At 34.3% G+C, this 25,797-nt stretch carries 33 protein-coding genes; 8 read left to right on the forward strand and 25 right to left on the reverse strand.

Annotated elements, in window-relative coordinates; translation table 11 throughout:
- Nucleotides 1-63: 63 nt before the first annotated feature.
- From CDZ89_RS13555 to CDZ89_RS13565, 3 genes are read right to left on the reverse strand one after another with little or no spacing between them, the layout of a single operon-like run.
- Nucleotides 64-810, reverse strand: coding sequence for a hypothetical protein (locus tag CDZ89_RS13555; protein ID WP_096154980.1), 747 nt, complete (start codon nucleotides 808-810; stop codon nucleotides 64-66).
- Entirely contained in the window at nucleotides 803-1,525 is a 723-nt protein-coding gene (locus CDZ89_RS13560; protein WP_100333818.1) for a hypothetical protein, read from the reverse strand. The genes CDZ89_RS13555 and CDZ89_RS13560 overlap by 8 nt, the downstream gene beginning before the upstream one ends.
- Nucleotides 1,526-1,575: 50 nt before the next feature.
- On the reverse strand, nucleotides 1,576-2,787 hold the full coding sequence (locus CDZ89_RS13565; RefSeq protein WP_096154982.1) for an NAD(P)/FAD-dependent oxidoreductase: 1,212 nt from the start codon (nucleotides 2,785-2,787) through the stop codon (nucleotides 1,576-1,578).
- 168 nt (nucleotides 2,788-2,955) lie between these two features.
- Here CDZ89_RS13565 and CDZ89_RS13570 point away from each other — a divergent pair, with 168 nt between their 5' ends.
- Together CDZ89_RS13570 and splB are read left to right on the forward strand one after the other, a co-directional pair.
- Complete coding sequence (locus CDZ89_RS13570) at nucleotides 2,956-3,204, forward strand: transcriptional regulator SplA domain-containing protein (protein ID WP_096154983.1); 249 nt, start codon at nucleotides 2,956-2,958, stop codon at nucleotides 3,202-3,204.
- A 15-nt stretch (nucleotides 3,205-3,219) separates the two neighbouring features.
- On the forward strand, nucleotides 3,220-4,248 hold the full coding sequence (gene splB / locus CDZ89_RS13575; RefSeq protein WP_096154984.1) for a spore photoproduct lyase: 1,029 nt from the start codon (nucleotides 3,220-3,222) through the stop codon (nucleotides 4,246-4,248).
- Between the two features lie 340 nt (nucleotides 4,249-4,588).
- Here the strand turns inward: splB and CDZ89_RS13580 are convergent, their stop codons facing one another.
- Nucleotides 4,589-5,083, reverse strand: coding sequence for a CBO0543 family protein (locus tag CDZ89_RS13580; RefSeq protein ID WP_096154985.1), 495 nt, complete (start codon nucleotides 5,081-5,083; stop codon nucleotides 4,589-4,591).
- Nucleotides 5,084-5,298: 215 nt separating this feature from the next.
- On the reverse strand, nucleotides 5,299-6,354 hold the full coding sequence (locus CDZ89_RS13585) for a M42 family metallopeptidase (RefSeq protein ID WP_100333819.1): 1,056 nt from the start codon (nucleotides 6,352-6,354) through the stop codon (nucleotides 5,299-5,301).
- An 898-nt stretch (nucleotides 6,355-7,252) separates the two neighbouring features.
- Here CDZ89_RS13585 and CDZ89_RS13590 point away from each other — a divergent pair.
- Nucleotides 7,253-7,783, forward strand: coding sequence for a GNAT family N-acetyltransferase (locus CDZ89_RS13590; protein ID WP_100333820.1), 531 nt, complete (start codon nucleotides 7,253-7,255; stop codon nucleotides 7,781-7,783).
- A gap of 347 nt (nucleotides 7,784-8,130) precedes the next feature.
- Here the strand turns inward: CDZ89_RS13590 and CDZ89_RS13595 are convergent, their stop codons facing one another.
- Together CDZ89_RS13595 and CDZ89_RS13600 are read right to left on the reverse strand one after the other, a co-directional pair.
- Nucleotides 8,131-8,460: an SCP2 sterol-binding domain-containing protein gene (locus tag CDZ89_RS13595; RefSeq protein WP_100333821.1), complete on the reverse strand. Its 330-nt coding sequence runs from the start codon at nucleotides 8,458-8,460 to the stop codon at nucleotides 8,131-8,133.
- Nucleotides 8,461-8,514: 54 nt separating this feature from the next.
- Nucleotides 8,515-8,724: a hypothetical protein gene (locus CDZ89_RS13600; protein ID WP_096154989.1), complete on the reverse strand. Its 210-nt coding sequence runs from the start codon at nucleotides 8,722-8,724 to the stop codon at nucleotides 8,515-8,517.
- A 303-nt stretch (nucleotides 8,725-9,027) separates the two neighbouring features.
- On the opposite strand from CDZ89_RS13600, the gene CDZ89_RS19710 reads away from it, so the two are divergent.
- Nucleotides 9,028-9,360, forward strand: coding sequence for a hypothetical protein (locus CDZ89_RS19710; protein WP_141395210.1), 333 nt, complete (start codon nucleotides 9,028-9,030; stop codon nucleotides 9,358-9,360).
- 473 nt (nucleotides 9,361-9,833) lie between these two features.
- Here CDZ89_RS19710 and CDZ89_RS13610 read toward each other — a convergent pair whose 3' ends face one another.
- Nucleotides 9,834-10,841, reverse strand: coding sequence for a DUF3231 family protein (locus CDZ89_RS13610; RefSeq protein ID WP_096154991.1), 1,008 nt, complete (start codon nucleotides 10,839-10,841; stop codon nucleotides 9,834-9,836).
- A gap of 148 nt (nucleotides 10,842-10,989) precedes the next feature.
- Here CDZ89_RS13610 and CDZ89_RS13615 point away from each other — a divergent pair, with 148 nt between their 5' ends.
- The 3 genes from CDZ89_RS13615 to CDZ89_RS13625 all read left to right on the forward strand — a co-directional run bounded on the left by CDZ89_RS13615 (nucleotide 10,990) and on the right by CDZ89_RS13625 (nucleotide 14,622).
- On the forward strand, nucleotides 10,990-12,102 hold the full coding sequence (locus CDZ89_RS13615) for an MGDG synthase family glycosyltransferase (protein WP_141395211.1): 1,113 nt from the start codon (nucleotides 10,990-10,992) through the stop codon (nucleotides 12,100-12,102).
- A 9-nt stretch (nucleotides 12,103-12,111) separates the two neighbouring features.
- Complete coding sequence (locus CDZ89_RS13620; RefSeq protein WP_096154993.1) at nucleotides 12,112-13,668, forward strand: alkaline phosphatase family protein; 1,557 nt, start codon at nucleotides 12,112-12,114, stop codon at nucleotides 13,666-13,668.
- Between the two features lie 129 nt (nucleotides 13,669-13,797).
- Nucleotides 13,798-14,622, forward strand: coding sequence for a DUF2935 domain-containing protein (locus CDZ89_RS13625; RefSeq protein ID WP_096154994.1), 825 nt, complete (start codon nucleotides 13,798-13,800; stop codon nucleotides 14,620-14,622).
- A 271-nt stretch (nucleotides 14,623-14,893) separates the two neighbouring features.
- On the opposite strand, the gene CDZ89_RS13630 is transcribed toward CDZ89_RS13625, so the two are convergent.
- The 3 genes from CDZ89_RS13630 to CDZ89_RS13640 all read right to left on the reverse strand — a co-directional run bounded on the left by CDZ89_RS13630 (nucleotide 14,894) and on the right by CDZ89_RS13640 (nucleotide 17,764).
- Nucleotides 14,894-15,613, reverse strand: a complete 720-nt coding sequence (locus CDZ89_RS13630) for an N-acetylmuramoyl-L-alanine amidase (RefSeq protein WP_100333822.1) — start codon at nucleotides 15,611-15,613, stop codon at nucleotides 14,894-14,896.
- Between the two features lie 128 nt (nucleotides 15,614-15,741).
- Nucleotides 15,742-16,974, reverse strand: coding sequence for an aminopeptidase (locus CDZ89_RS13635; protein WP_096154996.1), 1,233 nt, complete (start codon nucleotides 16,972-16,974; stop codon nucleotides 15,742-15,744).
- 250 nt (nucleotides 16,975-17,224) lie between these two features.
- Nucleotides 17,225-17,764, reverse strand: coding sequence for a histidine phosphatase family protein (locus CDZ89_RS13640; RefSeq protein ID WP_096154997.1), 540 nt, complete (start codon nucleotides 17,762-17,764; stop codon nucleotides 17,225-17,227).
- A 240-nt stretch (nucleotides 17,765-18,004) separates the two neighbouring features.
- On the opposite strand from CDZ89_RS13640, the gene CDZ89_RS13645 reads away from it, so the two are divergent.
- Nucleotides 18,005-18,334 (forward strand): cyclic-phosphate processing receiver domain-containing protein, encoded by a 330-nt coding sequence (locus CDZ89_RS13645; RefSeq protein ID WP_096154998.1) that lies wholly within the window; start codon nucleotides 18,005-18,007, stop codon nucleotides 18,332-18,334.
- A gap of 63 nt (nucleotides 18,335-18,397) precedes the next feature.
- On the opposite strand, the gene CDZ89_RS13650 is transcribed toward CDZ89_RS13645, so the two are convergent.
- The 14 genes from CDZ89_RS13650 to gvpT (CDZ89_RS13715) form a co-directional block, all read right to left on the reverse strand.
- Nucleotides 18,398-18,841, reverse strand: coding sequence for an 8-oxo-dGTP diphosphatase (locus CDZ89_RS13650; RefSeq protein ID WP_096156959.1), 444 nt, complete (start codon nucleotides 18,839-18,841; stop codon nucleotides 18,398-18,400).
- A 218-nt stretch (nucleotides 18,842-19,059) separates the two neighbouring features.
- Nucleotides 19,060-19,443 (reverse strand): gas vesicle accessory protein GvpU, encoded by a 384-nt coding sequence (gene gvpU / locus CDZ89_RS13655; protein WP_100333823.1) that lies wholly within the window; start codon nucleotides 19,441-19,443, stop codon nucleotides 19,060-19,062.
- A gap of 102 nt (nucleotides 19,444-19,545) precedes the next feature.
- Nucleotides 19,546-20,388, reverse strand: coding sequence for a YtxH domain-containing protein (gene gvpT, locus CDZ89_RS19715; protein ID WP_157842740.1), 843 nt, complete (start codon nucleotides 20,386-20,388; stop codon nucleotides 19,546-19,548).
- A gap of 66 nt (nucleotides 20,389-20,454) precedes the next feature.
- Nucleotides 20,455-20,763 (reverse strand): gas vesicle protein, encoded by a 309-nt coding sequence (gvpJ, locus tag CDZ89_RS13665; protein ID WP_096155000.1) that lies wholly within the window; start codon nucleotides 20,761-20,763, stop codon nucleotides 20,455-20,457.
- Nucleotides 20,764-20,783: 20 nt separating this feature from the next.
- Nucleotides 20,784-21,053, reverse strand: coding sequence for a gas vesicle protein K (locus CDZ89_RS13670; protein WP_096155001.1), 270 nt, complete (start codon nucleotides 21,051-21,053; stop codon nucleotides 20,784-20,786).
- Nucleotides 21,034-21,294 carry a gas vesicle protein gene (locus tag CDZ89_RS13675; protein WP_096155002.1) on the reverse strand — a complete coding sequence of 87 codons (261 nt, stop codon included), beginning with the start codon at nucleotides 21,292-21,294 and terminating at the stop codon, nucleotides 21,034-21,036. Before CDZ89_RS13675 ends, CDZ89_RS13670 begins: the two co-directional genes overlap by 20 nt.
- Before the next feature lie 16 nt (nucleotides 21,295-21,310).
- Entirely contained in the window at nucleotides 21,311-22,117 is an 807-nt protein-coding gene (locus tag CDZ89_RS13680; protein WP_100333824.1) for a GvpL/GvpF family gas vesicle protein, read from the reverse strand.
- A gap of 10 nt (nucleotides 22,118-22,127) precedes the next feature.
- The gene (locus tag CDZ89_RS13685; protein WP_096155004.1) at nucleotides 22,128-22,382 is read right to left on the reverse strand and encodes a gas vesicle protein GvpG; all 255 of its coding nucleotides are present in this window, start codon (nucleotides 22,380-22,382) and stop codon (nucleotides 22,128-22,130) included.
- Nucleotides 22,383-23,150, reverse strand: coding sequence for a GvpL/GvpF family gas vesicle protein (locus CDZ89_RS13690; protein ID WP_096155005.1), 768 nt, complete (start codon nucleotides 23,148-23,150; stop codon nucleotides 22,383-22,385).
- A gap of 14 nt (nucleotides 23,151-23,164) precedes the next feature.
- A complete protein-coding gene (gene gvpN / locus CDZ89_RS13695) occupies nucleotides 23,165-24,085 on the reverse strand; it encodes a gas vesicle protein GvpN (protein WP_096155006.1) in 921 nt (306 codons plus the stop codon).
- A 23-nt stretch (nucleotides 24,086-24,108) separates the two neighbouring features.
- A complete protein-coding gene (gene gvpO / locus CDZ89_RS13700) occupies nucleotides 24,109-24,375 on the reverse strand; it encodes a gas vesicle protein GvpO (protein ID WP_096155007.1) in 267 nt (88 codons plus the stop codon).
- A 41-nt stretch (nucleotides 24,376-24,416) separates the two neighbouring features.
- The gene (gvpJ, locus tag CDZ89_RS13705) at nucleotides 24,417-24,677 is read right to left on the reverse strand and encodes a gas vesicle protein GvpJ (protein ID WP_096155008.1); all 261 of its coding nucleotides are present in this window, start codon (nucleotides 24,675-24,677) and stop codon (nucleotides 24,417-24,419) included.
- 177 nt (nucleotides 24,678-24,854) lie between these two features.
- Nucleotides 24,855-25,298 carry a gas vesicle protein GvpQ gene (gvpQ, locus tag CDZ89_RS13710; protein WP_096155009.1) on the reverse strand — a complete coding sequence of 148 codons (444 nt, stop codon included), beginning with the start codon at nucleotides 25,296-25,298 and terminating at the stop codon, nucleotides 24,855-24,857.
- A 32-nt stretch (nucleotides 25,299-25,330) separates the two neighbouring features.
- Nucleotides 25,331-25,774: a GvpT/GvpP family gas vesicle accessory protein gene (gvpT, locus tag CDZ89_RS13715; protein ID WP_096155010.1), complete on the reverse strand. Its 444-nt coding sequence runs from the start codon at nucleotides 25,772-25,774 to the stop codon at nucleotides 25,331-25,333.
- Nucleotides 25,775-25,797: the final 23 nt, after the last annotated feature.

Consider the following 25,797-nt stretch of genomic DNA (forward strand, 5'->3'; position numbering starts at 1 on the left):
TACGAAATTTTCTAATTGCTGAAAAAAAATAAAGCCTATAAAATAGACTTTAATTTCCATAATTTATTCAATATCGTACTCTGAAACGTATTCCATAAAATGGAGATAGTAACTATCGTAGCGGAAACCGCCACCGTGTGAGGAGTGAAAGGCATAGGCTTCTTCACCACTTTCATCGTATGGGATCCATCCAAATTTCAAGTATTTACTGGTTGGGTAAGAAAACAATGAACCTTCTCCATCGGCAGTGTTACGATAATATTCACTAATAGTTTCCCATTCTTTCGGAACTGGCACCACACCATATGTATGTTTCATATCAGAAACTTCATAAGAAAGTTGAATTTTCGGATCATACCTTTCGATTTTTTCTTTTCCATTGTCGGTAATATAATACCCTCTGTCTCTAATAAGGAAAAAATTCATAGATTGAATCTCATCTTTTGGGTCAATATTCCATACAAAATAGGTTTCTTCTCCATTTTCATTACTCCAAACGAACGGAGTGGAATGATTGTAATGTCCAATTGCATTCCATTTATTTTTCTTCCATTCCCATAGACTTGCTCCATACTCATCCTTGTTCGTAACAAATGGGATGTATACTCTTATGTCATCAAGATATATAACCTCTAAAATTTCTTTCACTGAACGTTCCGTCGATATTTTGTTCAATTGCACGGTTAACTCTTGACCCTCAAAAAATGACTTTGCAGGGGCAATGTTAGAGTAAACATAATATATTACTACTGATAAAACGAGAATTACCGTAACAAACGGGATAATTTTGTTCACTTGGTGTTTAATCATTGTTTTCCCTCGCCTTCACTAGTGCGATTGGCTCTTTCGACTGAAAATAAACTTGCTCTGTTCCATATGAAATTAATAAACCTTTTCCGTCCGCATCTAAAAAAATTAAAGGAGTTAATCCACTACCTGATTTTGCTAGCGTGCCAGTTAACAAGTATGGAAACCTTTCCATCTTTTCATCATTTATATAAGTCGATCTATACCATCTCTCACTGTACATTTCCGTTTTTTTCATAGACTGTAAGTTTGATGTGAACTGTTTTATGTTTAAGCTCGGCATTTCTCCTGAAGGAAGGATAACTATAATTTCAACATCTTCTGATATGTTACTTATAAAAGTGGTAACATCATCTTTCGGATAAATATAGTCATGTAATAGTGCAGAAGTTAATACTGTAGCAATAAAAAGAAAATTCGCACCAAATCCTAACCATGCATATTTTTTGTAAACATCCCATCTACCTTTTCTTTTTAATATCCAATACATAATCCAAACGCCTAATGGTAAAACTGCTAACTTGAGAGGCATTCTTAAAAGTTCGATATTGATAGAAAAAGAGAATAACCCAAACCATGTGGCAAGAATAGCAAACCAAATTTTTGGTCTTTCTTCTAATTGTTTGGAAAAAATTTTATAAAATAAAATAATAATAATTGCCCATGTTAATATGGTAAAAATTGTATCAATTACGTTTATTGTTAAATAATCCCCCATTATCCCATCCCCTTAAAAAACATTAAAAAATGCCTAAATTATTAGGCATTTTAATTTTGTTGTCTTGATTGTAAGTATAAATCAAGATTTTCACTTTTTCCATATTTTATTAAGTCCACTACAATTTTTCCAAGTACATAATTGTATACCGTTCCGTTATCTCCATATCCGTAAATGTAGTAACAGTTTGGATTTTCATGATGTATTCCTATAATGGGTAACCCATCATGCGTTCCGCCGTAGTATGCACCCAAATAATAATCTGCTTCTACATTAAAATCTGGAAACAGCTTGTTAAATTCCTTTAAAAGCTTATCTCGTTTATGAATAATCTTACTGTCACGTTTCTCTGCATCGTCTGTTGATTCATCTAACCCTCCAATAATGACACGGTTATCTGGCGTTGTCCTCATATATATGTAAGGTCTAGCTGTTTCCCAAATTAATGTTTTGTTGTACCAACTTGAAAAATCCGATATTGGTGTCGTAATCATTGCGTAAGAGCTTTCGATAACGGCATTTTTTTGTTTCTTAAAATCTATGCTTTCATAACCACATGCAAATACAACATGTTTAGTTTGAATTTCATGATGCCCCTCTGTATATAGAACAGCACCTTCCTTTTTAATAGAACGGCTGTTTATTACTGTTTGTTCATATACACGAACTCCACTCTCTTTACAAGCTTCTAGTAAGCCATACACATATTTTAAAGGATTCATTTCTCCGTCATTGTATGAATATATTGCTGCACGTTTTTTAAAAGGATATTTTTCTGCAATATCATTCTCATCTAACCAATCCACTTTAAAATCATGTTTTTTTAAATAATTATAATCACTTTTTAATCCATTTATATCCTCTTCGTAACTTGCATAATATAAGCTGTCTCTTCTAATATAGTCAGGGTTTATTGGCAATGTGTTTGAAATAGATTCGATATCCTGGATTGCTTGTTCACATAGCTTGAAATGGCGAAATGTTTTCTTTTCTCCAAACGTATTTACGAGTTGTGTAACGGTTTTATCGCCTAAATATTGAATTAAAGAAGTATTCGTACTAGTGCTTCCAGTACCCACTTTTCTTTTATCCACTACGACAATGTTTAATCCGCTATCTTTTAGCATAAAAGCAACTTGAGCCCCTGAGCTTCCTGCACCGATAATTAACACATCACACACAATGTTTTCTTCTAGCTTTGGATAGGTTGGAGTGTTTTCAACTGTTTCACTCCAGTAAAGCTTCCCCGATTGTAAATTCATATAACTTTACCCTCCTTTTCAATACTCAATACTCTCATAACGTGTATTTTTCCATTAAATTAGTAAATCATTCCCTAGAAATATTTTCAGGTGAATAAAAAGAATATTTCACTTTCAAAATAAAAGAATAAGCATAGCAACAATTACGAAAAAGCAGGTGATTTAATAATGGATTATTCAGAAAGTACATCGTATAGCGCTGGTGAAGTTGTGTATTTGTTTTATCGAAACCCACACACTCAAAATGTAGCGTCTATCCAACAAGCTCAAGTAGTGGATGACCCACATAATGATGGAGAGCTCGCTTTATTCTTATATGATACTTATTATCCTTTATCGAATGAATTTGTCCTTTTTAAGACGGAAGAAGAGGCCGAAAGTTTGTATAATGAATATTTCGGGCCGACTTATGGTTAGGAGGAAACACACTATATGATAAAACCATTTGTTCCCCAATTAGTATTTTTTGAACCTAAGGCTTTAGAGTATCCTTTAGGGGCTGAACTAAAAAAGAAATTTGAAACGATGGGGCTAGAAATACGAGAAACAACTTCCCATAATCAAATTCGAAACTTACCAGGGGATAATGATTTCCAAAAATATCGTATCGCAAAATCTACCCTTGTAGTAGGAATAAGAAAAACGTTAAAGTTTGATACTTCTAAACCTTCAGCTGAATATGCCATTCCGTTCGCTACTGGTTGTATGGGTCATTGTCATTATTGCTATTTACAAACTACTATGGGCAGCAAGCCCTATATTCGGACGTATGTAAATGTTGAGGATATATTTGATCAAGCAGATAAATACATGGCAGAACGAGCTCCTGAAATTACACGATTTGAAGCATCTTGTACATCCGATATTGTTGGAATTGATCATTTAACACATACTCTTAAACGGGCTATTGAATTTTTTGGTACAAAGGATCATGGTTTGCTTCGCTTTGTAACAAAATTCCATCATGTTGATCATTTATTAGATGCGGATCATCAAGGAAAAACACGTTTTCGTTTTAGCATAAATGCAGATTACGTAATAAAAAACTTCGAACCTGGTACTTCGCCTTTAGATTTGCGCATCGAAGCAGCTGCGAAGGTGGCAAATGCCGACTATCCATTAGGGTTTATAGTAGCTCCTATTTATATTCATGAAGGATGGCAAGAAGGTTATAAGGTACTTTTTCAAAAGCTATATGAAAAATTGCCTAAAAAAGCTACAGAAAATTTAACTTTTGAATTGATTCAGCATCGATTTACAAAACCCGCTAAGCGTGTTATCCAACAAAATTATCCGATGACAAAATTAGAACTAGACGAAGCTAAAAGGCAATATAAATGGGGGAAATACGGAATTGGAAAGTATGTTTATCAAAAAGATGAAGCTACAGAAATAAAAGAAACGTTATCAGAATATATAAATGCTTATTTTCCACAAGCAAAAATTGAATATTTTACTTAAGTCCACTTCAAAATGTTTAACACTATTTCTTTTTTCAGACAAGCTCTGTTAAACACCGCTGTTGATTTCCGTGCAAGTCTTCGCTTTTTGCGGGCGTTAAAAAGGAAGGTTATTTTCACTACCGTGAAAAAACCTACTCCTCGGCGCATATGAGCCTGTGGTGTCTCCCGGCCGCCCTCGCTTCTCCCGCAGGACAAGGGGGGCTACGGCAGCGGTACATCGCACGAAGAAAATGCGGTGGCATTTTCGAGGAGTCTCCGACTTGCGCGGAAATCAACCGCTAAAAAGGTATCATAAATCACATTAACCTTTAACAGAAATAAAAAACCACGCCTGACAATCAAAGCGTGGTTTTTTCGATTGCATCGTTATTTTTTAAGCGATTCAGTATCATTGTGAAAAACTTAGACATCCAAAATGTTATGGTCATAGAAGTAAAAGTATAAAAGATATTCCACCTTATATATTCAACATATTTTGTCTTCCTTTCTATATAGAGCTCCAATGCCGACATCGGAATAGTAAAGATAAAAGCAAATATTAAGGATGGTGAAAAACCTTTATAACTTGTAATTTGGTTGTAAATAACACAAGTGATTGGTAATAGTAAATAATCGAATAGAACACTACTTTTAAAGAATTCGCTTAAAAGACGAACTGGATAAATAATTAATTTTTTACCCGCCACCGCACTCCCAATTAGACTTGCTGTGACGGAGATAAATAAATAGACAAGCAACCAGTCTTTTAATCGCTTCCTACCAAGCGTAAAGGAGACAATCACTAATAACAAACCGAGCACCGTTAGCATCCAAAGAGGTTTTCTACTTTTCAACCTAATCGCCCCATCTATTTTGGCTTTTTACATATTTTGCTCAATCTAGCCGATACAATACAAAATAATAGGGGAAATTCCTTCGATATCAAATTTGGACAAAATGGGTTTGGTATACCAAAGATTATATTGAAGATTTTTATGCGGAAGCTACAAATTCTAATATTATCATATAAAAAGCAGTTCTCATCAATTTAGAGAACTGCTTTTTATAATCAATAACTTACTAATGGTGATTGTACGTAATACCATAGTAGTTTTTCTGTGTTAGCAATTGATGTTTCATGTGTACGTTCGAAAGCGTGCGATGATTCGATTCCAGGCCCAATCAATCCGTGAACGATATCGTGTCCTGAGCGGATTGCTGCAGAAGCATCTGAACCGTAAAACGGATAAATATCTAGTTTGTATTCTACACCGTTTTCTTCTGCAATTTGTACGAGATGTTTTCTTAAACCGTAGTGATAAGGTCCACTTGAGTCTTTCACACAAATAGAGACTGTATATTCATCTGATGACTGTCCATCTCCTAAAGCTCCCATGTCTACTGCTAAATATTCAATCGTTTCTGGTGAGATGTTGGAGTTACCGCCGTATCCAATTTCTTCATTGTTTGAAATAAGGAAATGTGTTGTATATGGCAATGTAATTCCTTCATTTTTAATTGTAGCAATAAGGTTAAGTATAATGCCGACGCTTGCTTTATCATCTAAATGACGTGATTTTAAGTAGCCACTTTCTGTTACTTGTACTCGTGGGTCGAATGATATAAAGTCTCCTACTTCAATTCCTAAAGCACGTACTTCATCCGCAGAGGTTACTTTCTCATCAATCCGCACTTCGATATTATTTTCATTTCTAGGCGCGTCTCCTGCATTTTTATATACGTGTACGGAAGTTTGGTGCATTAAGATGGTACCCGTGTACTTTTTCCCAGTAGAAGTTTCTATTTCACAATATTCACCTTCTACAGAGTTCCATCGAAATCCACCAATCATCGACAGTTTTAGGCGGCCGTTAGATTTTACTTCTTTTACCATCGCACCTAATGTGTCTACGTGAGCAGTTAGCATGCGGTGTTCATAATTGCTTGCACCTTGTAATGTTACTAGTAAACCACCTTTTCGATTTCGCTTCATTTCCACATCAAAATCTTTCAGGAAGTCTTCTACAAATTCAATTACTTTTGTTGTGTTTCCAGAAGGACTTGGAATGGATACAAGTTGTTTAATAATTTCGATTGTACTTTTTGTGTTAGGTTCAAATGCCATCAATACCCCTACTTTCTTCTATATACTCTAATGTTTATATTATCAAATAAACGAAAAAGATGCCTGCATGTGACACATAGTTGACTTATTTTTTATTTATAGTATAATAAGTGATTCACTGCAATTTTCTTTTGTAGTAAAACGAATTAGTAACTTTAAATTGGAAAGGAAGAACGTTATGACATCTTTTGTAAACAAGTTGCAGTCACATAGATGCACTGGCGTTCCATCTAGTTTTTTCACGAAAGCTTAATCACACTGGCGCGGACTAGGAGCCGCAAGGACGTATTAGAGGTAGGGTATACGTTGTTTAAGTGAGTAAGTTTCACAAAGTATAAATACTATACGAAAAACACCGTTTTTCTTTAAAGGAACCGGTATTGTGAAATTTATTCAAATAAAAACTACCATGGAATTTTAACCGCGGCAAACATTTAAATTTTCATTTATGTGAGTTAATGTCATAATTACGTTTCGTTTATTGAAAAACGATTCCTTGTAATTATTTTTATTTTAATGTGGAGTGTTCGTATCTATAGACGTACTTTCACTTTGATTGCAAAAAATAGTTCGTTTTTCGACTAGTAGTCAAACATTATGAAACCGACTCATGTGACTTATAGTTACTAATTACTAATCATATGGCTTATAATAGCCACTTATATAAGAGGATGAGCGAACGTAGCTCATCCTCTTTTCCATTATTTTCCGACAAAATCCTCTTGTGTAACAATTTGTGAAACAAGAAAATTCGGGTGGTGCCTGGCACCACCCTAGGAACGACCTAAAATTCACTTGTATTATCTTCATATTGTCAGTATAATTGTAGGCGGTTTGTTTTTGAACATGTAAAAATATATTAATAAAATATAGATTGATTTAAATAAGGGGGAGTTTGATGTCCTTCATAAGCGTATTTGAAGCAGAGGAAGAGACGAGAGATAAAGAAGAGTTGAAACAGGATTTAGAGAGAACAGAATTTCAACTTTTTAGAATGCAAGATAATATGAAAGAAATTGCCAAACAATGGCACGTAATTGGTATTGACCAAACAAAAGACGATAATTGGGTTATTGTATATACTGATCAAGATGAACACTCGTGTAAGATTATGCTAAATGATTGCCAATCGGCATACCGTGGCTCTTGGGACTTCTCTATACATGCGAAATACGAAGAAAACAACACCATCTTTATCGGGGATATTAAAGGACCTCAAAATATGGGATACGGCTCCATTTGTATGAACTACTTAAAAGAAGTAGCAAAAGAACAAAACATACAATATATTACTGGAGATATCGCCGAAAGAGATTGGAATCATGTCGATCGATTAGTTCACTTTTATGAGAAGCATAATTTTGAAGTGGAATTAGATAAAGATAATAAATGTGGAGAGATTGTTTGTAGACCTTTTGAAGAATCTTAATTACGTTAGGATTCTCTTTTGCGGGAGACCTCTCCATGTTCATTTTTGTGTTTTTTTTTTGTAAAAATGAATGTGGGAGATCTCTCCATGTTCATTTTTGTGTTTTTCTTTGGGGAAAATGAATGCGGGAGACCTCTCCATGTTCATTTTAGTGTTTTTCTTTTGTGAAAATGAATGCGGGAGACCTCTCCATGTTCATTTTTGTGTTTTTCTTTTGTGAAAATGAATGCGGGAGACCTCTCCATGTTCATTTTTGTGTTTTTCTTTTGTGAAAATGAATGTGGGAGGTATTCGAATTCATCAAACTTTTTGTTCCAGCCCCACACTTTTTATTAGTACACTATGTATCATGAATATTTTTCTAGAGCTGCTTGTAATTTCAGAGCTAGTGTAATATCCCCTTTAACCTTTAATTTACCTGTCATAAATGCCATTGTTGTATTAAAATTTCCTCTTAACAATTTCAACAAATTTTCTCCTGAAAGTTGTAGTGTACAATCTGGTTCTAATTGAGTTGTTTCTATTAATTCTGCTTTACCGTTTTCAAATTTCACTTGATATTGCTCATCTACATCTCCAGTCAAATCAAACTGATAAACTGAATTTAATCGCTCTATTCCTTCAGGATTCGCGTTCATCTTTTTTTGTAAGTCCACTAAATGCTGTTTTACTGACATATGTTTCCCATCCCCCTTTTGAGGTGTACACATATTCATTCTGTTTTACTTATCTTATTCCTGCCCATTAGTATCTGTTTTTTGTTTTTCCTCTTTATACTTGTTCCAATTTTTTACTAGTAAGCTAATCGCATAAGCAAAAATTGCTAACGTTACCCAGAATCTTAATTCAATACCTTCTGTTGAAACGTAATATGCAAGTACTCCCAATACTACTAATGCTAGTATCGCATCAGCAATAACTAAAACTTTATATTTATTCAATTGTTTCACCTCCACTTACTTTGACTATATCCTTACGTTACAGTTTTATTACGTTTCATTCAACTGTTAATCATAATTTTTCTAACTTTGGACAATATTAAGTCCTTTTCACTGAAGCAGTTAGTAATCCTTCTCATGCAGAGAGACTGATTCAAAGAGGTAAAATGATTGCTGATACATTTTGGGGGAAGTGTTTTGTTTGATATGTATATATAACAAAGCAAGAAGACTTAGAATTTAATGAAATTCAAACAAAGATGTTATTTAAAGCTTTAGCACAAAAATATAAAATTGAGACATTCTTTGAATATGCGATGGAAAGAAGATATCTGTGGTCATAGCTCGGATTGCAAACGAAAAGAAAGTAACCCCAATCATTTTAGGTCAATGTGTACAACAAAACTTGAGTTAATGGTACGTCACTCCATGATTAATGAGTTGTTTCAGCAATTAGATGGAATTGATATTCATCTAGTTGAAGTCTCACGTGATATTTTTAACCAAGTATCTTCATATGACCGAGGTATTCATGCACATCTTGCTCCTAAAGGAACTGATTATGAATTAACATTTGATACGCACAACGAAAAAGAAGTAGCTGTCTGTTTTTCAAAGAAACTTCAACAGATTTTCTAAACGGCTTTTTTGTTATTCCAAACGAAAACGATCACCATGTTGTTAGGCTTAGAGATGGAGTTTTAACAGATTTAGTAAAAGTAAAAGATTAATGTAACAAAAAGCTTACAGGTGCCAATGGCACCTGTAAGCTTTTTGTTACATTGCAAATATTAATCGTTGTACAAAGGTGACTTTTTCTGGATGACGCATTCGCACGAGAATTTGTCTTATGATCGGAATAAGCAGGTACTTTACTATTTCGATTAACTTATCCATGTTAACGCCCCCTTTACTTTATATTATTTCTTTTTTTCAATAAAACATTACAAGATATTTGACCCAATTTTATTATAACGGTTCGTTTAATGAAAAACGAATATTTCGCTATAACAAAGAATAATCTGGCGTTTAAAAAGGTGTTTTTAATACTAAGTGCTGTGTAAAAAAATCCGTTTTTCGTATAGTATAAATACATTATGAAACGGACTCAATTATGTTCCTTTTGCTAATTTTTCTCTGTTATCGTTTTGCGGAGGTTCTTCTAACCACCCTCTGTTTATCATTAAATTTGCACCATCTTCAGCATATAGTGCAATTTCAGGTATTAGTGATCCATATTTTAATCCAATGTCTTTTCTCGGACTAGCTGCCATAGCCGCACCGTAGTTTCCGATTCCTGCTGCAATCATCGCTGCTATATGGAATAACATTAGCTTATCTGAAAAAGGTGATGTTGTTGAGTCCGTTACAGATGTGTCCCAACTCATAGGGTCAGGTATATCTTGTTTTTTCAATATATCACTAAATAAATCCATGTGCTTTTGTGCTATCTTTTTTCCTCTTAAAAAATATTCCGTAATTTCTTCACTTTTCGCACATTGCGCAAATCCCAAAATAAGTGCCTTACCAATAGAATTTGTCTGGATGTTCATAAATAAATGAGTAATTTCAATAGTTGTAAGTGGTCTTTGGGTTCCGATAAAACCGGTTAAGAATGACTGTTTTTCAACAAAGTCCACTCTATCAGGAGTAGATATAAAAGGTGGGCGAACATAGGTACCTTGAGCCAACATTAATTCCCTAGTTGTATCTTGCAGAAAAATGGAATCTTTAATTAATTGCTTTTGAAAAACAACAATATCTGGCCTAGTAACTAAACCTAACCCAACGCTACCAGCACCAATTCCTAAAATGGACATATGTCTGATATACATCAACATAAAACTATCAGAAAATAATCTAGGTGCACCAATATTTACGTCGTTATTTCCAAAACCAATTGGAATAGGAAAGTCCATCTTTGTAAATATATCTTTTGCCAACTTTATATGTTTTCTTGCCCTAACAACTCCTTCCTTTATAATAGGGCGTATTTCTTCGTCTTCTACCTTTTCTAAGAAATATGTAAGTACACAAATAGATGCAGTATCGTTAATATATTGAGTCCACAAACTCGACATCTCCGCCACTGTTAATTGAATATTCGTTTTGTCCTTCAAGTAAAACACCTACTCGCATCTTTTCTTGCTATTATTTGAATGAATATATAATTTTATTCACTAGTAAAACAAACACATAATTAATTCTGTTAAATAAATACTAATCATATTACATTTGACGAATTCATGTAGTGTAGGAGGTTGGCTAGTGGAAAAACGCGTATTAATTCTTTCTGAAGCATATGGAGCTGGTCATACTACTGCAGCGCATTCCCTAAAAGAAGGAATTTTGAATATTGATCCTACCATTGATGTTCGAGTAGTAGAAGTAGGTAAGAACTATCTTCCCTTTACATCCATAATTGTTAACAAAATGTATCTAACTCTAATTAATGACTACCCAAACCTTTGGAGATTTTTATACACATCCAGCCAAAATAAACTTTGTTCTAGATGGTATAGTTTTGTATTGTACCTATTCTTTTATAAAAAAATGCATAGCTTATTAACAGAATATCAACCAGATATCATCATATGTACTCATCCTTTTTCCAATACGCTTGCCTCTAAATTCAAAAATAACAGCACTTTTATTTTATGTACTCTGGTGACTGAATTACATTTACACGGATGTTGGGTAAACCCTGAAATCGATTTTTATTTTGTCTCCTCTGACAAAATGAACGAAGACTTACAAAAGTTTGGTACAGAAAATGAAAGAATTCGAGTAACTGGGTTACCTACAAGGAAAGGTTTCTGGAACAGACAAGATAAAGGAAATGCAAGAGCTAAGTTAAAACTAAAAAACATTCCGACCGTGCTCATTATGGGCGGAGGTCTTGGACTAGGTGGAATGGAAAAGGTTGCAATAGAGTTGTTTTCTTTAAAGGAAGAGATACAAATAATTATATGTACAGGTAACAACATTGAATTAAAGAAAGGTCTAGAAATGATTTCATCAGGACATCCACATATAAAAATTTTAGGTTATGAATCTTCTATACATGATTGGATGGATGCGTCTGACTTGCTTATTACAAAACCAGGAGGGTCAACATGTTTTGAAGCATTAGTAAAAGGCTTACCGATGATCATTACGAATCCAATCTCAGGTCACGAAGAACAAAATTGCTCTTTTTTAACAAACAATGATTTAGCTATACACATTGAAGAGCTAACAGACTTAGTACCAGTTGTAAAAGAAATGTTATTCATTAAAAAATCGAAGAAAAAAGCTTTAAGAAGCATTACTAAATTTAATCAAAGTATTGACCCTTTAGCGAGTGCTAAACATATTGTTAAGTTACTAAAAACGAATTAGGAAGTGGGAATGATGCGTAAAGTCTTAATCATTTGTATACTGATTTTACTTTTCAATACAAGTTGTCAATCCGATCAATTTACAAGTCCAACTAATTCTTCTTCCAAAAAGATAATCATGATAATGGTTGATTCGATGACGGATGAATTGCTACAAATTAGTTTACAAGAAGGTGTTTTTCCAGCTTTGCGCTTTTTAATGGAAAATGGACAAGTTTACGATAATTTAGTTGCACCCTTTCCTTCTATGTCTGTAACCATTGAAGCGACATTAATTACTGGTCAAATGCCAAACGAACATAAAGTACCTGGCTTAACTTGGTACGATGCAAAAGAAGATAGAATTATTGATTACGGTACATCCATTGAAACATTAAGAAAACTAGGTGTAAAAGAATCTTTAGAAGATGCATTTTACCATTTAAACAACAGCCACTTGAACAAAGATAGTAAGACTATTTTTGAGGAATTGCATGATAATAATCAGTCGTCTGGATCAATAAATTTATTAGTACACCGTGGGAGAACAAAACATGAACTCGAAGCACCCTTTATTCTAGAAAAAACGATTGGCTTAGACGATAAGATAGAGACTTATGGTCCTGACATATTTTCATACGGCTCCTTTCATCGTCCTAGTATTCTTCAAAATGAATTACTGTCCGATGCTTTAATTTTACGGGCTGGCTTTACAGATAACTATGCAGCAGAAGTTATTACAGAGTTAATGCAACATAGCAAACAGCCAGATTTTTTGCTAGCATTCTTTCCAGAAATGGATAAGAAAACACATAGAAATGGACCACCTTATGTAAATGGTTTTAAGGAAGTAGAACAACATATTAAACGTATATTGGATGTGTATGAAGACTGGAATGATGCTCTAGAGGATAACATTTTTATTCTCTTTGGTGATCACGGACAAGATGCTCTTGCAGAAGATGAAACATTAGCAAAAATTGATTTACATTCATTGTATGGTGATTATAAAATTGCCAAATTTACCGAGAAACCTTCTTCAGGTGACATTGTCATTTCCAATAATCATCGGATGGCTTATATTGAACCCCTTAAAAATGGTATTACAAAAGTCGATATAGCGAGAACTGGTATAGAAGATGAACGTATTGCTCTAACCGCTTACTTAGAAGATGATTGGGTAAAAGTATGGAGTCCAGACCATAATGAAAATTTATTGTTCCGACAAGGTAACGATTGGACAGATTCCTATGGGCAGCAGTGGGATGTAAAAGGAAGTTTCGATCTTTTGAAAGTAAAAGAAAATGCTAAGGAAAAAACAGTTCAGTTTACGGATTATCCTGACGCTTTCAATCAGTTAATGAGTGCATTAAAAAGCCAACCAAACTCAGTTGTAGTCACTGGAAAGCCCGGATACGTCGTGTTTTCCGAAACAGCCCCTGTTCACAACGGAGGTGGAGAACATGGTGGCTTACACAAAAACGACACACACGCTAGTCTCATCATCGCAGGCACAGAAAAAATGCCTGATTCTATACGTATCGTAGACCTAAAATCATACATCCTAGACCTCCTAAACGAAAACTAACATTAAAGGACTGTTACAGGTGCGAGGCACTTTTAACAGTCCTTTAATATTTTGTTTTAGATTTATGCTATTCTTTGAGCACTTTTTTCATATGTATTAGAGAGTATAGTTTTGTTTGGAGGTGAGTTTTTGGTTTATCGAAAGATGACCCCGCATGAAGAACATTGTTTTTGGCTAAGTATTTTAGAAGAACATGCACTGTTTGTAAGAGACTATTTATCACCAACGGAAAGAGAGTGGCAAGAAAACGCTCAAAAATATATGGATAGCTTTGCAAAGTTAAGAGAAAAACTTCAAACGGTAAGGAAAGACTCAACTGTAGAATCTTCCGAAATGGTCCATCTTTCAAGAGAAGTGTATCCATTCGCCCAAGGATATTATCATTTTGAAAGTCAGATTCAAGCACTTAGAATACAAAATAGTATAAACATAAATATTCCTCCTTCTTATTTTAACGGTACGTTAGATGAAAATGGTGAATATTTACGGCTACTACAGCATTATGTGAATGGCCAGGATGCCCCTCCACTTCCATTAGTCGACTTACTGGATTTATGGTTAACAGATCAAGTTGGTCATGCTGCGCTATTAGTGAGGAGTTTGGATGGAGTAGAACTTCTTTTACTTAGAGAAGCAGATACAATTAAGCAATTGTTCCAAGCACACTTACTTAAGAATGAGGCAATTAAAGGGTACTTACGTAGCATACCTCCCAATTTTCCAGCTCAATTAGCTTTCGCTAGAGAAGTCTCCGCTTCTGTTCTAAGGTTTAACGAATTTGTCGAGCACGTTGTAACATTGTATAAGGACAATGAAGTATTTAACTCCACTACTTTAACTTTTCTAGAACATCATTTCCCAGAAGCGTGTTACTTTTTACACAAGTTATATTTCTATGCTCAAGATATAGCAGTAGACCCTCGTTGTAATCTTGATATACCGAACGATTGTTAATTTTGATCACAAAATAATTTTCAAATAAAAACCAGATTACTAGTATATTAGCAATCTGGTTTTAATAATTAGGCTCTGTTAAAGACCGCTGTTGATTTCCGAGCATATCTTCGCTTTCCGCGGGTGGGCCGTGAGCCTCCTCGGCTTTGCCTGCGGGGTCTCACGCTCCCCGCTTCTCCCGCAGGAGTCTCCGATATGCTCGGAAACCAACAGCTCGAAAGGTATTTAATATCAACACTAACCTTTAACACAGCCTATAAACAGCCTATAATTAAAATCGTACCTTAGACCAATCAAACAGCTTGCCTGGGTCCGGCTTTCTAACTGGCGCATACTCATCATGACCAATAATATGCTCTCGATCTCTATTAATTGTTTTATGCCTTGTTAATATGTCATTTAGTAACTCATTCAGTGATTTATATTGCTCATCTGTATAACCGATTAGGGAAGGGTCTAAACTATTATACGTTTCTTCCGTAATTAATGGCACCATTTCTTCTTTTGTTCCTATCGCTAACAGTTCTATCCCAATTGATTTATCATTCATACTAACTACGGGCAAAAATTCGCTTATGTTATTCCCTTTCCCAGCATGATAGGCTACTCGATTTTCTCCAACGAACTGAAAAATTGCACCTTCTCTATCAATGACGTAATGAGCAGATACTTTATACTTCTCAAAAATGTTATAAATATCTTCGATTTTATATGGTTCTATATGGTTATTTAGCACATTACTTGTAAAGTGTAACATTACATGACTAATTGTTGCGGTTCGCATTCTTGAGTTTTCTTTAGGAAGTAACATTTCTTGTACTTGTAACAAATCAGAAGGTTCAAACGAAGGAGTAAATAAAACTGAAACCTCTCTATTATTATCTTCCTCAGCATCTTCTACACTACTAATATCTTCAAATACTTCTTCAACTCTAGAACACCCAATTAGCACTAATAGAATACAAACAAAAACAACACTTCTTTTATACATCTTATACCCCTTAAAATTTTTCTTAATAATTAGAATAATACATAATTCTTTAGATGTATACATTAAGTGTTGATGTTAATAAACAAAAAAGCGCCTACTCAACATGAGTAAGCACTTTCCAATTATCATTAAAACGCCCAATTTCCATTGCGGAAAATTGGTTCTCTTTTACCGTCTTCTGTAATTCCGTCAATGTTCATGTCGCTTGAACCAACCATGAAATCAACATGTGTTAAACTGTCATTTAATCCATGAGCAATCACTTGTTCTTCGTTCATATTTTTGCCGCCCTCTACACAGAAAGGATATGCCTTTCCAATTGCAAAGTGGTTGGAAGCATTTTCATCAAATAACGTGTTGAAGAAGATTAAGTTTGTATTTGAAATTGGTGATTCGTGTGGCACTAACGCTACTTCACCTAAGTACGCAGAACCTTCGTCTGTTTCAATTAACTTACGAAGAGTTTCTTCCCCTTTTTCTGCCTTTAAGTCAACAATTTTCCCGTCTTTAAATGTTAACGTAAAGTTTTCAATAAGGTTACCAGAGTAGCTAAGAGGCTTAGTACTTGTTACTACCCCGTTAACTCCTGTTTTCGCATTCGCTGTGAACACTTCTTCTGTCGGCATATTCGCAATAAAAATAGCACCATTTTCATTTTCGCTACCAGCACTTACCCAGATGTGATCTTTCGCTAGTTCAACTGTTAAGTCAGTACCTTGGGCTGTGTAATGAAGGGCTTTATATTTTCTTTCATTTAAATGAGATGCCTTTGTATCTAACGTATTTGTATGGTTTTTCCACTCTTTTACAGGGTTTTCAGTATTAATTCTAGTCGCTTGGAAAATAGCATCCCATAGTGCATCCATTCTCTTAGATTCTTCTAATTCAGGGAACACTTTATCTGCCCATGCGTGTGTAGGCATCGCAATGATGGACCAACTATTTTTGTCACTCATCATGCGATTACGGTATGGCTTAAACGCTTGAGAAGCAGCTTTAGTAGCTTCTTGAATACGCTCTTGCTTAATTCCTTTTAATAAGTCAGGATTTTTAGAATCAATATGTAAAAAAGCAGCTCCTTCTTCCGCTAGCTCATTTTTACCTTTTGTCATCCAATATGGAAATTCTCCGAACGAATCTTCAGGTGCTTTTTCAAACCTCATGCGAGTTAGTTCATCATCCGACCAATCTACTGTTACATGTCTCGCTCCAACTTCGTATGCTTTTTTTGCTATTAAACGTACTAGCTCTGCAGCTGAGATAGGAGCAGAAATAACTAGTGTTTGACCTTGTTGTACGTTAACTCCGACTTCAACTGCTAATGCAGCGTATTTTTCTAATTTCTCTTGAAATGATGTCATATGTATTCTCCTTTATGTTTACTGTACACTTACTACCTTATCATTTAGATAGACGTAAAAAATCATGCAAAGTTTCAACCCAATTTATGAAAACATTTACACTCTAAGGTACATTGTATCAAAAACAAGGGACCAAAGTTAAGGGATAGTTTGAACTTTGCAAAAGTTTTTATTCTACGTGTAGTAAAAAGGCTGTGTTAAAGTTATTGTTGATTTTCGTGGAGGGCTTTTCTTTCAGCAGGCAGGCTTATTAACTTGACCATAAGCGTTGTATTTTACAATAATTGTTGCTTATCTTTAATTGAAACACATCTGGATTGCTCAATTGTAACCATTCATTATAGCCAACGTTATCATCGAAGCTTTTTAGTAGCAATGAAATAAGATTCCCATGACTAACTATTACAACATTCTCACCTTGTTTAATAGCATTTATCACACTGATCACTCTCTCCATAGCTTCTCTGCTAGATTCACCACCAAAAAACTTTAAATCCATATCGTTATATGTAGCTTTTAATGCTTCTAACCAATCTGGCATATCATATAAGCATAAAATCCTTTCTTCTAACCTTGTATCCAATTCTATCTCTAGCTGTTTTTGTTTACTCAAAGGCTCAATGGATTGAACCGCTCTTTTAAATGGACTAGAAATAATTCTATCAATCTTTAAGCCTTTAAAAAGTTCAACTAAATGAATTGCTTGTTGATGGCCTTCAGGAGTTAGTGCGGATTCAGCAGGCTGACCTTCTGCTTTACAATGTCTAACAACATAGATTACTTTTTTCATCCTTTCCTCCTTATCTTTTTTTGTATGGTTTTGTTATATTTTTCTTCAATTTCCATATTTTAATATAAATGGTAATAGTATAATGACTATGTTATAAAAATGATAAGATATTCCTATAAATACGGTTTAGATAGCCTGTATATAAGCTTTTTCAAGCGCCAGTTTTTTACATTATTTAAATCTCTCTATGTTATTTTGTGTTACACTATCTATAATCCTATAACACATGGAGGGATTTAGATGGAGATTAGCGTTTTCTTAGACGATTATCGAACATGTCCCACTGGTTATGTATTAGCACTTAACATCGACGAATGTATTGACCTTTTATCCAATAATGATGTGGATCATCTATCTTTAGATCATGACCTAGTGAGCAAATTCCGAACCGGATATGTATTAGTGAAACATATGGTAAAACACAAGCTCTTTGCAAATCGTATAACGATTCATTCTGCAAACTCAGTTGGCGGAAAGGCTATGTACCATTACTTACTCCAAGCACAAAAGGATGATATAATGCCTAAAAACATAAAAGTAATTCTTCGTCCCTTACCTATCATTTATTGAACTTTGAAATCTCCCGTTCTACAAGGGAGAACATTACTTAATACGTCATCTTCAAGTCTTCTCCTAAAGACTTTTTATCGTTTCTTTCAGTACCTCTTTGTTTTCTCCATCCCATACTACATGTATTTCAAAAGTTCCTTCTTCAAAAAACATTGGGAGTCTTCTTTTAAACCAGGGTTGCATTGGTAAATCCATAGCTTCAGAGATAGAAACCCACTTTAATTCTCCTTCAGGTGGGTTTTCATGTAATTCTCCTACAAAAGATGTTGCTAAATAATTAAAGACCATGTATCGGTAATTCTCTTTCGGTTCTACAAATTCATCGATTCCTTTAAAAATCAGTTCATTAGCAACCAGTCCTGTTTCTTCATACACTTCACGTACCGCTGCTTCTGTTAAGCTTTCAGGAAAATCCACTTTACCACCTGGCCCAATGTAACCAGGAAAGCCTTTGCTTTTTGGTCTATTTAATAACAACACTTTGTCCCCATCTAGTACAAGACACATTGTATATAAATCTACTTTCAAAATATAGAACCTCCTTTCTTATTATTATATCAAACATAACTTAGAAAATAATTCCTATTTTCTGAATGCTATTGAGACAAAACTAAAGAAAAGAACCGCCTACATTCTATTTTCAGGGTGGCCAAAAACAACCAAAAAGGTTACATTTCATTCCTATAATGTTGGAATAAAGTGTAACCTTTTTATTAGAATCAAGTTTACTTTTCAGAAATTCTTCCAAGAAAGAAACCATCTACTTCATTTAACTTTCCTCTCCATAGTACCTTCCCCTTTGAAGGGGTTGGTTTACTATCACCACAATAAACCTTCGTATTTTTCAAATGGATAAAATGGGCATCTGATCCATCCGTTTTTTCAACTTTTTTTCCAGTCTTATCAAGTAACTTACTTACCTTTTGTGCAATCTCATTACCTTCTTCAAAGGTTTCACTAAGGGTATCAAAATATTCTTTGGCGGATACTAAAGTTCCCGTAATAAGAGCCCCTTTGACATTTAAGGTAATATCTAGTGAGAACCCGTGCTTATTTGAGGCTCGAACAAAGAACTCTAAAATACTGTCCTTCGTTGCATTCATACTCATTTTTGAACCTCCTTTCTGCATGCTAATTTATCTACATAATCTACTCATGTTTTTAGCATTACATATCGGACAGATCCATTTCCAACTGAACATACGTAATTTTTATGCACTTGTGTCGTCATCATTCGATAGAGTTGTTTCTTTCCCCTTATCGTCATCATCCTTATCTTCCTTTTTTGACTTTTTTGTTTTAGAAGTGTTTTTAGATTGTGCTTGTTTCTTTTTTGTTGTTTTACCAGTATTCTTTCCACTTTTCTTACTTTTGTTTTCATTTTCACCATTTTCTTTATCTTCATCATTTTCTTCATCTTCTTCTTCGTTTTCTTCATCTTCTTCTTCGTTTTCTTCCTCTACATCATCTGACTCTTCCTCTTTAGAATCATCTTTTTCTTCTGTTTCTTCCTCATCTTTTTCTTCTGTCTCTTCCTCCGTATCGTCATCTTCATTACCTTCATCATCATTTTCTTTATTATCGTCATTTTGTGTTAGCTTTGTTAACATTTCTTCCAAACGTCCTAAACGATCACTAAGAGTTTTATTTTCTTCTTTTAGTGACTCGTAATCTTCAGATGACTCTTCATCATCTATATTGTTTTCATTACTACTTTCTTGAGTTGTTGTTTGTTCCTGGTCATCCGATTCCTCTTCCTTTGATTCTTCGTCATTTTTACCAAACATATTTTTTGTTGAATCTTTTAGCTTGTCTAATGCTTGTTTTGATTTCTCCTTAGCTGTTTCCCCTAAGTCAGAACCTTTGCTTTTCAACATTTCCGTATCAATACTTTGCAATAATTTTTTTCCGTTTTCAGGAGTCGCTAAATATCCTACAGTTGCTCCTATAAGACCTCCTGCGATAGAGCGTTTGATTGGACTTCCTACAGATTCATTTACATTTTTAGTATCTTTATCTTCTGTTTGATTGTCTACTTTTTTTGTTTCCGCCACTTTTAAAACCTCCATTGATATAAGATTAGATAACTTTTTTCATTGTTTCATGTTATAAATGTTGCGTTAGCGATTGGCTTCCAGCTTCTGTTCCAAGGATTCCAATCGTTCTAGTAATTTTTTATTCTCTTCTTCTAGCGATTTTGAATGATTGTTTGCTGCTTTCGAAGATAAGTATGGATCATGTTCCCACCAATCCATTCCAATCTCTTTTGCTTTGTCCACAGATGCTACGATAAGTCTAATTTTAATTGTTAATAGTTCTACATCTGCAATGCCGACTGTGATGTCACCAGCAATAACTACACCTTTATCTAGAACTTTTTCGAGAACATCAACAATCGTATTAGATTGCATATTGTGTTGAACTGCCATTTTAATCCTCCTAGGGTTATTTAGAGTAAGTTACCCAAAGGACCAAGATCAATATTTAGGTCTTCTGCATCAAGACCGAATATATCTTTTAACTCCTCCATTTTTTCTTCTAAGTTCATTAATGCTTCACCTAAGTCTTCAATTTGTTCATCTGTCAATGTACCCCCTTCCACACGTCTCATTGCATGTCTTTCGACAATTTGCCTTAACAGTTCTATCACTGTTAGTACAAGCTGTGCCAAACCATGTTCCGCCTTTTCAGGGTCTAAGTTAATTCTGCCTGGTTGCATCTACTAACTCCTCCTTTTGCTTATTAAAATTGTCGGAAGATAGAATACTACTATTTTCTTGCTGAGCTTGAACTAGTGATTCAACGGATGCTATTAACACACGTAAGTCTAAATACACTAAATCTACCCCAGCTATGGAAATAACTAAGTCCGCTTTTATTGCAACACCTTTATCTAGAATGACATCTAAAATGTCAATTAAAGCAATATCCTTATTTTCTATTGATTCTCTTAATGACATAGATTGTATTCCTCGCTTATGAAAAGCTAGAAAAATGGTAAGCTGGCCATGGACCTGTTGTCTCAAACTGCCATCCCATCTTACTCATTTCTTTTTCATATTTTTGAATTTTTTCTAAGAATGCTTCTACTTTGTCTGCGGAAATTAAGTAAACACTATTCCAATTCATATTCTCTTTTCTTCCAGTCACATCTTTATTCCAATTCCATTTTACACTTCCATGTATAACAAATTCTTCTAATTGTGAATGAATCAACTCGCTAATCCTTTGCTTCTCCGCTTCCATTTCTTGATCTATTAACCTATCTAATTTCTTTTTTTCAAAAAATTGTTTTCCTTTAGAAAGATGGCTAATTTCTTCTTTTTTTTCTTCTATTGCAGAATTGTTTTGGTTCACTACATTTCTTAGTAAATGATCATCGCAGAAAATCTTCAAATTCCACTCCTCATTCCCTTTTAGTAATCTGAACACTCTTTCCATTTTCTCTTCATTTGATTTAACCGTTTGTAATAAACTCTCTTCATTTTTATATAGTGTACAAAATTTCAAAGGAATGACAGTGTACATTTTTGATAATTCCATTACTGTTTCATGATGATGAAAAGCCTTTTCTTGTAGCCAGTCTATATCGTGGTGGATTTTTTCTTTCATGTTCTCTTCCGTGTACTGTTTAGAGGAAAGCTTACAAACCACGGCTGTCGTCTTTTCAATAGGAATTGTGTATATATCTCCTATCCCATCAAATGCTATCTTAGGTGGCAGTTCTTTTGTTATTACTTCTTGTGTTGGGATTAAGCCATATAAGTAAATCAAATCCCCCATCTTCTTAGCCTCACTTTTTATTTATCATTTGTTCTAACTGCTCCAATTCTAGTTGTTTGGCAACCTCATATCGATGTAATAACTCTTCTTCTTTTTCTTTATAAGATTGTTCAGGAATATCACCTAGTTCATACATCATTTGCAACTGAATTAGTTTCTTCTGAATGGTAGGAAGGTCATATAACTCTTTATCTGACTCTTCCTTTACTTTCTCTCCAATTTTAATTAGTAGATTAATAGGAGCAGTTATTAGTTTATGAATCATTTAACCTTCCTCTACTTTTAGTCTTATATTGACAAAATTATAAGCTGGCCATGGACCACTATAATGAAATTCAAGCTTATCCTTCCATTTCTCATGCAATTCATTTACTTTTTGATCAAATGCTTTTTCCTTGTCCCGTTCAATTAAAAACGATCCATTAAGGAGCATTTTTTCGCTAATTGGATCATTTGCCTTTGCAGCTTCCGCTAACTCTGTTAAAGGGTCATATATTTCTTGTTTCATTTCATGCTGAAGATTTGCAAATAATTTTTGTACTGCTCCACCTAATTCTATTCTTTCGTAATAGCCAGCCGCCTTTGATTTCCCTTTGGTAGCTGCTGCCATATTTCCGATTCTCGTACTTTCCTTTACCTTTTTATCTAAGTACGCCTTTTTTCCAACTAGCTTTAAACCTACTTCTATTTTGCCTTTTATCACTGGAAAGAGTTGTTGAAACTGTGGATATAACTTTTCTAATAACATTCTTACATCTTCCTTTGAGTGAAATACATTTCCAAAGCTAACTGGAATTGCCGTATCACTTTGTTTCATCACTAATGAAATAGCCTGCTGATGCATCATTAAATTTTCTTTATTAGGATGATAGATTTTCATTGGCACTTCCGTGGCGATGAAAGCGGCGTCCTTATAAGTAATTGGATACAGCTTTCTTACCTCGCCGTTCATTTCAATTTCTCCAAATTCTTTTTGATCTTCTGTTTGGATCCCACAGAAAATATAAACACCTGTTTGTTCTTCGTGATTCATTTATTGACTCTCCTTTATTCCTCACTTACCTTCACTTTTTTTAATGCTTTCAAAAGTAACTCTTCGGCTGTTTTCAAGGGTTCCTCAGCTTCTATGCAACGGCTTATTGGATGTAATAAAATATCCATACATAAATTTTTAAATTCATCATTTTCACCATCAATTGGTATATCTTCCTCAAGAGCGACTTTTGCAATCATTAAAGAGGCACGAAGACTAGGCCCGTTATTCTTTGTACACGACTTTCTTAAATTGGTAACAAGTTCTGTAATAGCAACTGCGTTCTTCTTTTCCATATTTGATTTCTCCGACAAGATTGTTACCTCTTGATCCAATTCTTTATAACGAATAGGAATTGTAATCAATCTATCCAACAATGCATCTTGTGTATCAAATACACCTGCGTATTCCATTGGATTGCTAGTAAATATGACAGAAAAATCCGGGTGCACCTTAACAAATGGTTCTGTTTGCTTAGATCCATAGAGCGGTAGTATTCCTTCTTCTAGAATAGATAGGAAAATATTATTTGTTGTTGGTTGTGATCGAGTAAACTCATCATAGATAAGGGTGTATCCTTTTCTAACTGCTTCTAATAAGCGGCCGTCTTTCCAAACTTCTGATACGGTTTCATCTTTTTTATATACGGACCGGACATAATTATCTATTACTTTTTGACTTGTGTACCCAGTAAAGTCACCGATTAAATCTTTATTATTTAATTCATGGTTTCCGTGTATGAGCATGACGGGTTTTTTTCTTTTTTTAGCTAGAGCTAAGGCTAATGATGTTTTTCCTACTCCTGAAGGCCCCGTAAAATGAATAGGATAACCTGCCTTCAAGTATTGTAAGGATCTAGACAGTATGTCTTTTGTAGCTGAATCTTGTACAATGGCTCTAGAGTTCTGTTTCCTCATTTCTTTTATTACCGTCAATGTCTTCCCTCCTACACTCCAACCTAAGCTTCATATTTGATAGAGCTTCGGTATCGAATATCTCGTCTCTTATATGAAACAACTTCTTTCTCTTTATTGAGGTACACGTCATAAACTCCAAGCATTTCATCTTTCGCATACTTTTTCATGTATTCTTTTTCCTCGATAACTTCTACTGTGAGCTTCCAACCTTCATCTGCCCCTTCTTCAACAGAAGTAATCTTATGAAGGGGTGCTACAAATTCGTTAAAGAATTTCGCAACATTTCCCATTATTTTATTAATTTCCATATAGACCTCCTGTTTAAAAAACCTTCAAAATATAATTACTTTTAGATGCTAAAAGCGGCACCTCGTTCGTTTTCTTGGTTTGGAAGTCCATTTTCTTCTACTTCATCGCTTAGTAATCCAACTGCCTCTGCATAACGTAACCACGTATCTACACTTGCAATTACTACTCTCGCTTCTACAGTAAGAATCTCAATTCCGACAACTGACACTCTTACAAATGCATCAATTACAATACCTTTATCTAAAATACGGTCAATTACTTCTGCTAAACTAGAACTATCTGTACTTTTTTGAATTGCCATTTTACATTTCTCCTTTCTAATTGAGTCCGTTTCATAATAATGTATGACTACTATAATAAAACGAATAATAGCATCGTATTCTGTATTAATACACATTAATAAACGAACATATCATATTGTATATCACCATAATATTCGTTTTTCATTAAGCGAACCGTAATTATGAAATTGATTCAATTAAGATCCAATGGTTTTAATACTATTCGATGACTTTATATGCTCAGATTTTTTTATATCTGTTGCGCCTTTTACTTTTGAATAGCTCTTCAGGTTTTTAACACCTTTAATTTTTCGTGAGTCTTCATTATTAGATGTCATCTTTTCTTGAAATTCTTCTCCAGCTTCCACAACTTGCCCGATCTTCTCACGTACTGACAGTAATACATCCTGTGCTTTCTCTTTTCCTTTTTCTACCTTGTCTTGAAATTGATCTGCCTTTTCATCCGTTTTTTCCTTTATACCTTCTTTGGTTTCATCCGCTATATCTCTTACATTGCTTTCTAGATTTTTTTTTGTCTTTTCTTTTACTGTTTCTTTAATATTTTCTTTAATCGAGTCAGGTGTGGATTCTATTGCCTTTTTCGCAACTTTTTTTACTGTTTCTTTCACAGTATTGCCCATTAGAATCCCCCCTCTGGGACATGAAAAGTGAACTATTTACTATTCGAATCTACTAACTTATTAAGCATGCTTTCAATCTTATCTAAACGTTCATTTAATTTTTCATTATCTTGCTTCATTTCTTGAATTTCAGATGATTCATTTTTGTCATCTGACTCGTCTTTCTCTTCCTTTTTAGATGGATTTAATAACTCACTTACGTTTTTACTTACATACCCAGAAGCAAATTGCTTGATGCTTTTTTGAGCCTGCTCTGCCAGAATCTCTTGTGCTGATCTTTTTAATTGGTTACCGAAGACTTTCATCACTTCAGATTCACTTAAGCTTTTCCATACTTTTTTACTCGTATTGGGACTAGATAGTAACCCAATTCCCGCACCGACTACTCCTCCAATAATGGCTAAGTTATACGATTGATTCATATCATCTTTATTGTTTTTATCCTCGTTCTGTTCTTCTTTTTCTTTGACAGTCATGCTATCAACCTCACTTTTTAATT

Origin of the sequence: Bacillus alkalisoli (assembly GCF_002797415.1) — a bacterium.
In the GTDB taxonomy this organism is placed as follows: Bacteria; Bacillota; Bacilli; order Bacillales; family Bacillaceae_I; genus Bacillus_CD; species Bacillus_CD alkalisoli.